The sequence below is a fragment of the Allobosea sp. FBZP-16 genome, from assembly GCF_002831785.1.
Taxonomy (GTDB): Bacteria; Pseudomonadota; Alphaproteobacteria; order Rhizobiales; family Beijerinckiaceae; genus Allobosea; species Allobosea lupini.
On record NZ_LNCQ01000025.1, the window covers coordinates 20981 to 28192 of the forward strand.

Below are 7212 nucleotides of genomic sequence, written 5' to 3' on the forward strand. Positions count from 1 at the left end.
TTCACGTGAAACATCCGGATTCCGCCCACAGGCCAATGCCTGTTGAGGCTTTGGCCGGGTTATCCCGAGCCGTCGAGACGGATTCCTGGAAGCGCCGGGTTATCCCCACTTGTCCCAGCTTTGTGAATCAGCGGTCCGCCGGCGACCGAAGCATCGAAAAGGGATTCCCAGGCCGGCGGAACAGCTCTAGAGCTGAGCCGGACAAGAGGCCGGCAGGGGCGACGGAAACCGTGGCGCGCAACTATTTTCACCTGCATCTGGTCTCCGACGCGACCGGCGAGACCCTGATCGCGGTCAGCCGCGCCGCTGCAGCACAGTACGAAGCAGTTTCCGCGATCGAGCATGTCTACCCGCTGGTTCGATCGGAGAACCAGCTGTCGCGCGTGCTGGCCGAGATTGAAACCTCTCCCGGCGTGGTTCTCTATACGTTGGTCGAGCCGGAATGGGCCGAGCGGCTGGAGAGCTTCTGCCGCGATATCGGCTGCCCCTGCCTGTCGGTGCTGCAGCCGGTCCTGTCGCTGTTCCAGTCCTATCTCGGCCAGGCTTCGGCACCCCGGCCGGGCGCGCAGCACATGCTCAATGCCGAGTATTTCCGCCGCATCGACGCGATGAATTATACGCTGATGCATGATGACGGCCAGCTCGGCGGCGATATCGAAAATGCCGATGTCGTCCTCGTCGGCATCAGCCGGACCTCGAAGACGCCGACCAGCATCTATCTCGCCAATCGCGGGATCAAGACCGCCAACATCCCGCTTGTGCCGAACGTGCCGCTCCCGGCCGAGCTCGACGGGCTGAAGAAACCGCTGATCGTCGGCCTCGTCGCCAGCGCAGAGCGCATCATCCAGATCCGCCAGAACCGCCTGTTGTCGCTGAAGGCCGATGACGAGACGCCCTATGTCGACCCCGATGCGGTCGCGGACGAGATCACCCAATCGCGCCGGCTTTGCGCCCGCCGGGGCTGGCCCGTGATCGATGTCACGCGCCGCTCGATCGAGGAGACGGCAGCCGCCATCCTCGACCTGCTGCGCGACCACCGCATGAAATTCATCGCGACGTGACCGGGCAGGCGACATTCTGGCGCGGCGATGCGCCGCTCATCCTCGCGTCCGGCAGCGCGACGCGGCGGCAACTGCTCGAAGCGGCAGGGCTTCCGGTCGAGGTGATCAGGCCGGATGTCGACGAACGTACGATCGAAGCCGATGGCCTTGCCATGGGCCGTCTACCCGCCGGCGTGGCAGCCGCGCTGGCGGATGCCAAAGCCCAGTCGGTCTCGCCGCAGCATCCTGGCCGGATCATCCTTGCCGCCGACCAGATGCTGGTCTGCGAGGGCCGTCCGTTCCACAAGCCCGAGGGCACGGTAGCGGCCGAGCGGCAGATCGCCATGCTCGCCGGTCGCAAGCACGAACTCACCTCGGCTTTCACCCTGGCTCGCGATGGCGAGATCATCGGCCGCGGCACCAGCAGCGCGGTGCTCGTCATGCGCCCGCTGACCTCGGACTTCATCAGGGATTACGTCGCACTGGCTGGCGAGGCGGCGACCACCAGCGTCGGTGGCTATCAGGTCGAAGGTCTTGGAATCCACCTGTTCGAGACGATCGAGGGCGATCATTCGACCATCCTCGGCCTGCCGATGCTGCGCCTGCTCGCCACGCTGCGCGAGCTTGACCTCGTCGCATGATCCTTAGCTCCACGACTGCCATGACCAGACGCTGCTTCATCATCGGACATCCCGTCGCGCATTCCCGCTCACCGCTGATCCATGGTCACTGGCTCGCCGAGCATGGCCTTGCCGGCAGCTATGAGCGCGTCGATGTCCCACCCGCCGAGGTGCGGGGCTTCATCGCCAGGCTGCGGGCCGGTGAGTTCGTCGGCGGCAATGTCACCGTGCCGAACAAAGAAGTCGTGCTGCCCCTGCTCGACGTGGCCAGCGAGACAGCGCGGGCGATGGGCGCGGCCAACACGCTGTGGATGGAAGGCAGCACGCTCCGCGGCGACAATACTGACGCCTATGGCTTCCTGGCCCACCTCGACGCCTGCGTGCCCGATTGGGCCCGGCGGACCGGCACGGCGCTTATTCTCGGCGCCGGCGGCGCGGCGCGCGCCGTCATCCATGGTCTCGTCGAACGCAGCGTCGGCCGCATCCTGCTGGTCAATCGCAGCCCGGAGCGTGCAGTTGAGCTGGCAGCATCGTTCCCGCGAACGGTCGAAGCCCGGCCTTGGCAGGATGTCGCTGAGCTCGTCGGCGAGAGCGACCTGATCGTCAACACCACCTCGCTCGGCATGCATGGCCAGCCGCCGCTCGAGATCGACCTCTCCGCCTTGCGTGCCGGCACGATCGTCGACGACATCGTCTACGTCCCGCTGGAAACGCCGCTGCTTGCCGAAGCCCGGCGTCGCGGGGGCATCCCGGTCGACGGCCTCGGCATGCTGCTGCACCAGGCAGTCCCGGGCTTCGAGCGCTGGTTCGGCGTCCGTCCCCAGGTGACGCCGGAGCTGCGGGCAAAGCTCGAAGTCGACATTCCCCGCGTGTGAGCGCGATGGCGGAGGCGCTGCGATGACCTTCCTGCTCGGCCTCACCGGCTCGATCGGCATGGGCAAGTCGACGACCTCGGCGATGTTCCGTGCCGCGGGCGTCCCCGTCCACGACGCCGACCAAGCAGTGCACGATCTCTATGCCGGCGCGGCAGCGCCGCAGATCGAGGCGGCTTTCCCGGGGACCACAACGAAGGGTGTCGTCGATCGGGCCAGGCTTTCCGCCGCCGTGCTCGGCCGTCCCGAGGCGCTGGCGAAACTCGAGGCGATCGTCCATCCGCTGGTCCGCGCCGAGGAGCAGGCCTTCCTGGAGAAGGCTCGCAGGAGCGGCGCCAGCGTCGCCGTGCTGGACGTGCCGCTGCTGCTGGAGACCGGCGGGGAAGGGCGTTGCGACGCCGTCGTCGTCGTCACCGCTCCGGCCGAGGTTCAGCGCAAGCGCGTCCTTTCCCGCCCCGGCATGAGCGAGGAGAAGCTCGCCGCGATCCTCGCCCGCCAGATGCCGGATGCGGAGAAGCGCCGCCGCGCCCACTTCCTTGTGGACACCTCGCGCGGACTCGTGGCCGCCGAGCACCAGGTCCGCTCTATCCTGAATGCCGTCGCCGGTCGCTTCGGCCGGACGCAAAGGGCGGGCTGATATGCGCGAGATCGTTCTCGACACGGAAACGACCGGCGTCGAACCGCTGAAAGGCGATCGCATCGTCGAGATCGGCTGTGTCGAGCTGCTCAATCATTGTCCGACCGGCCGCAACTACCATGTCTACATCAACCCCGAGCGCGACATGCCCGATGGGGCCTTCCGGGTGCACGGGCTGTCCGCGGCCTTCCTGTCCGACAAGCCGGTCTTTGCTGCGATCGCCGGCGAGTTCGCCGCCTTCATCGCGGATGCCAAGCTGGTCATCCACAACGCCGCCTTCGACGTCGGCTTCATCAACATGGAGTTCGGCCGGCTCGGCCTGCCTGCGATCGCGCCGGCGCTCGTCGTCGACACGCTCGCCATGGCCCGCCGCAAGCATCCCGGCGCCAGCAACAGCCTGGACGCGCTCTGCTCGCGCTACGGCATCGACAACAGCCGCCGTACCAAGCACGGCGCGCTGCTCGATTCCGAGATCCTGGCCGAGGTCTATATCGAGCTGATCGGCGGCAAGCAGACCAGCCTCGGTTTCGGCGGTGCCGTTGCCGGCAAGGCGGGTGCTGGGCTTGCGGTCGCGATGGAGCGCCCGGTGCGCCAGCGGGCGCTCGCTCCGCGGCTGACGCCTGAGGAAAGAGCGGCCCATGAGGCCTTCGTGATGAAGCTCAAGGGGCCGCTCTGGCGCGATTATCTCGGCGTGCCCGAGGAGGCCTGAGGCCGAGCGTCAGGCTCGGGCCAAGCCCGAGCCTGACGACGTTCTGGCTACTGCCCCTGTTTCCGGCTCGCCCGGCGCGACATCATGTTGAGGCCCTCGATCAGGGCCGAAAAGGCCATGGCAGCGTAGATGTAGCCCTTGGGGATATGGGCGCCGAAGCCCTCGCCGATCAACGTGCCGCCGATCATCAAGAGGAAGCCGAGCGCCAGCATCACGATCGTCGGGTTCTTGTCGATGAAGCGCGCCAGCGGGTCGGCGGCGAGCAGCATCACCGCGACGGCGACAACGACGGCGATCACCATCACCGGGATATGCTCGGTCATGCCGACGGCAGTGATGATGCTGTCGATCGAGAAGACGAGGTCGAGCAGCAGGATCTGGAAGATCACGCCACCAAAGGTCACGGCCGCGGCCGCACTGCCGTCGAACATGTCGGGCCCGTGATCGGGATCGACCTTGTGATGGATCTCCTTGGTCGCCTTCCAGACCAGGAACAGGCCGCCGGCGATCAGGATGATGTCGCGCCAGGAAAAGGCCTTGCCGAAGACCGAGAACACCGGCGCGGTCAGCTGCACGATGAAGGCGACGGTCGAGAGCAGGCCGAGGCGCAGGATCAGCGCCAGGCCGATGCCGATCCGCCGGCCGCGCGAGCGCTGATGCTCCGGCAGCTTGTTGGTCAGGATCGAGATGAAGATGAGGTTGTCGATACCGAGGACGACCTCCATGGCGATCAGGGCGCCGAGCGCCACCCAGACTGCTGGATCGGCGGCGAGCGTCATAAGGGAATCCATGGAAGTCGTGTACCTCGCGGGACCGGCGCGCGGGGATGGCGCGCCTCTGGCCCGCGGGACATGGAAACGCCCGGGCGATTTTCAACGGCCGACCCAACAAAAAAGAGCCCCTGAGGGCTCTTTCCTGTCGAATTCGTGATGTCGGACGCGATTCAGGCGTTCGGTGTGCCTTGCTGCGCCTGCAACTCTTCGAGGCGCTGGCGGTAGAGCTGGGCAAAGTCGATCGGGTCGATATAGAGCGGCGGGAAGCCGCCATTGCGGACGGCTTCGGCGACGATCGCCCGGGCGAACGGGAAGAGCAGGCGCGGGCAGTCGATCATCACGACCGCATGCAGCTGCTCCTGCGGCACGCCGAGGATGCGGAAGACGCCGGCATAGCTGAGCTCGAACGCGAACAGGGTTTCGTCGTTCAGGGTCGCCTTGCCCTCGAGCGTCAGGATCGTCTCGACGTCGTTCTCGCCGAGCGCGTTGGCGTGGACGTTGACCTGCAGGCCGATCTGCGGCCCACCCTGCTGTTGCTGCTGGGTCAGCGAGCGCGGAGCATTGGGGTTCTCGAAGGAGAGATCCTTGATGTACTGGACCAGCGTGTTGAGGCTGGGCCCCTGCTGGTCGGCGGCGGCGCCGTTGCCGTTTTCGTTGGCCATGGGTCCCATCATCATTGTCTATAAAACCATCGGGAAATTCCGTGCCAGGGCCGGAATTGCCCGGCAAGCGGCGGCGCCGGGCTCGCGTCGGCTATCATGGCGGCGGGGCCGGCACAAGCGACCCACGCTTTCGCGCCCTTGTCGCCTCCGGGGGTGGATGTTACGAGCCTCCCTCACCATATCCGTTCCATGACGGGCGACGACGTATGCCTGTGTGGGAACGAGTTTTCGAGGTTCGGATCAGCCGGCGATGCAGAATTTCGATATGACGACCCTGGTCTTCCTGGCCCTGGCCGTTTTCGTCGCCTGGAAACTGCGCTCGGTTCTGGGCCAGAAGACCGGGCACGAGAAGCCGCCGGCCGATCCGTTCGCACGGCGCGAGACGCCGCCGCTACGCCCGGATCAGCCCGGCAATGGCGACAGACGCGACAATGTCGTCCGCTTGCCGGGCGCCGCCAACGACGCAGCGGCTGCCCCCGTGGCCGATGCCGAGCGCTGGAAGGACATTGCCGAGCCGGGCTCGCCCATCGCTGTCGGCCTCGACGCCATCCTCCGCCAGGAACCGCGCTTCGACGCGCCGGGCTTCCTCATCGGCGCGAAATCGGCCTATGAGACCATCGTCACCGCCTTCGCCCGCGGCGACCGCAAGACCTTGAAGGGCCTGCTCGCCAAGGAAGTTTATGACGGCTTCGAGCAGGCGATCGCCGAGCGCGAGAAGCGCGGCGAGAAGGCCGAGTCCAACTTCGTCTCGATCGACAAGGCGCAGATCGTTGGCGTCGACGTCAAGGGCAAGGCCGCCCAGGTCACCATCGCCTTCGTCTCGCAATTGATCAGCGCGGTCCGCGATGCGCAGGGCAACGTCGTCGACGGCAGCGCCGAGGCGGTCTCCGAGGTCAACGACGTCTGGACCTTTGCGCGCCAGCTCGGCAGCCGCGATCCGAACTGGCTGCTGGTCGCCACCGAATCGGCCGCGTGATCCGTGTCGTCGGTCTCGTTCTGGGGCTTCTGGTCGCAGGCCCGTCGATGACCGGCGCAAGCGCCTCTCCCCCATCTCTGCCGCAGGGCGCCCGGGCCGAACCCGTGGCGCCCGCTTCGCTTGCCGGCTGGAGCGCCGACGATCAGCTTGCTGTGCTGCGGCTGTTCGCGCAGGGTTGCGAGACCGATCCCCCGCTGCGGCAGGGCGCTCCCCCGCCGCCAGCCCTTCCAGCGCTGTGCGCCAAGGCGGCGGCCCTGCTGGCCGCCGGCCCCGTGAGTGCGGACTCCGCCCGCAACTTCTTCGCCGATAATTTCGCCTTCTGGCGCATCCGGCCGGCCGGTGCCGAACACGGCTTCATGACCGGCTATTTCGAGCCGGAATTCGAGGGCTCGCTGACACGTTCCGACGCCTTCCCGACGCCGCTCTATGGCCGCCCGGCCGATCTCGTCACCAAGATGCCGGGCGATGATTGGCCCGGCCTCGACCCGGCCCTGACTTCGGCGCGCCGGACGGCAAGTGGCCTGGAGCCCTTCCCGGACCGCGCTGCGATCGAGGAAGGCGCGCTCGCCGGCCAGGGGCTCGAGATCCTCTTCATGCGCGATCCCGTCGATCGCTTCGTGCTGCAGGTCCAAGGCTCGGGCCGGATCCGCCTGCCGGACGGCAAGGTGACACGCCTGGTCTATGCCGGGCGGAACGGCCACCCCTACACCTCGCTCGGGCGCGAGCTCAGCCGGCGCGAGAACATCCCGCCCGAGCAGATGACGATGGACAAGCTCATCGCCCGGCTGAAGGCCGATGCCGGCTTTGCCCGCGACCTCATCCGGCTCAACCGCTCCTTCGTCTTCTATGCCCGCAACGACGATCTCCTCCCTGAGTCCGGCCCGATCGGCGGGGCCGGCCCGCCGCCGACCCCCCCGCGCCGC

9 protein-coding genes are annotated in these 7212 nt (G+C 67.2%); 7 read left to right on the plus strand and 2 right to left on the minus strand.

Translation table 11 applies throughout. The features are described 5' to 3' along the window. Window positions 1–230: 230 nt before the first annotated feature. From CXY91_RS13650 to dnaQ, 5 genes are read left to right on the plus strand one after another with little or no spacing between them, the layout of a single operon-like run. Window positions 231–1061: a pyruvate, water dikinase regulatory protein gene (locus CXY91_RS13650; RefSeq protein WP_100961973.1), complete on the plus strand. Its 831-nt coding sequence runs from the start codon at window positions 231–233 to the stop codon at window positions 1059–1061. Then, on the plus strand, window positions 1058–1681 hold the full coding sequence (locus CXY91_RS13655; RefSeq protein ID WP_100961974.1) for a Maf family protein: 624 nt from the start codon (window positions 1058–1060) through the stop codon (window positions 1679–1681). Before CXY91_RS13650 ends, CXY91_RS13655 begins: the two co-directional genes overlap by 4 nt. 20 nt (window positions 1682–1701) lie before the next feature. Further along, on the plus strand, window positions 1702–2535 hold the full coding sequence (locus tag CXY91_RS13660) for a shikimate dehydrogenase (protein ID WP_100961975.1): 834 nt from the start codon (window positions 1702–1704) through the stop codon (window positions 2533–2535). A gap of 22 nt (window positions 2536–2557) precedes the next feature. After that, window positions 2558–3169 (plus strand): dephospho-CoA kinase, encoded by a 612-nt coding sequence (gene coaE, locus CXY91_RS13665; protein WP_100961976.1) that lies wholly within the window; start codon window positions 2558–2560, stop codon window positions 3167–3169. Window position 3170: 1 nt separating this feature from the next. After that, the gene (gene dnaQ, locus CXY91_RS13670) at window positions 3171–3878 is read left to right on the plus strand and encodes a DNA polymerase III subunit epsilon (protein WP_100961977.1); all 708 of its coding nucleotides are present in this window, start codon (window positions 3171–3173) and stop codon (window positions 3876–3878) included. Between the two features lie 47 nt (window positions 3879–3925). Here dnaQ and CXY91_RS13675 read toward each other — a convergent pair whose 3' ends face one another. Together CXY91_RS13675 and secB are read right to left on the minus strand one after the other, a co-directional pair. Continuing rightward, complete coding sequence (locus CXY91_RS13675; RefSeq protein WP_091835913.1) at window positions 3926–4669, minus strand: TerC family protein; 744 nt, start codon at window positions 4667–4669, stop codon at window positions 3926–3928. A 152-nt stretch (window positions 4670–4821) separates the two neighbouring features. Continuing rightward, window positions 4822–5322 (minus strand): protein-export chaperone SecB, encoded by a 501-nt coding sequence (secB, locus tag CXY91_RS13680; RefSeq protein ID WP_465246859.1) that lies wholly within the window; start codon window positions 5320–5322, stop codon window positions 4822–4824. Window positions 5323–5563: 241 nt separating this feature from the next. Between secB and CXY91_RS13685 the strand changes: the two genes are divergently transcribed. Both CXY91_RS13685 and CXY91_RS13690 read left to right on the plus strand, forming a co-directional pair. Beyond that, window positions 5564–6289, plus strand: a complete 726-nt coding sequence (locus tag CXY91_RS13685; protein WP_100961979.1) for a Tim44/TimA family putative adaptor protein — start codon at window positions 5564–5566, stop codon at window positions 6287–6289. After that, window positions 6286–7212, plus strand: a 927-nt coding sequence (locus tag CXY91_RS13690) for an MltA domain-containing protein (RefSeq protein ID WP_100961980.1), incomplete at its 3' end; no start/stop codon positions are given. The genes CXY91_RS13685 and CXY91_RS13690, both read left to right, overlap by 4 nt.

What these genes read in the sequence shown, in the direction of transcription:
- CXY91_RS13675 (WP_091835913.1), bottom strand. Translation starts at nt 4,669, where the DNA reads ATGGATTCCCTTATGACGCTCGCCGCCGATCCAGCAGTCTGGGTGGCG.
- coaE (WP_100961976.1), top strand. Translation starts at nt 2,558, where the DNA reads ATGACCTTCCTGCTCGGCCTCACCGGCTCGATCGGCATGGGCAAGTCG.
- CXY91_RS13685 (WP_100961979.1), top strand. Translation starts at nt 5,564, where the DNA reads ATGCAGAATTTCGATATGACGACCCTGGTCTTCCTGGCCCTGGCCGTT.
- CXY91_RS13660 (WP_100961975.1), top strand. Translation starts at nt 1,702, where the DNA reads ATGACCAGACGCTGCTTCATCATCGGACATCCCGTCGCGCATTCCCGC.
- secB (WP_465246859.1), bottom strand. Translation starts at nt 5,322, where the DNA reads ATGGGACCCATGGCCAACGAAAACGGCAACGGCGCCGCCGCCGACCAG.
- dnaQ (WP_100961977.1), top strand. Translation starts at nt 3,171, where the DNA reads ATGCGCGAGATCGTTCTCGACACGGAAACGACCGGCGTCGAACCGCTG.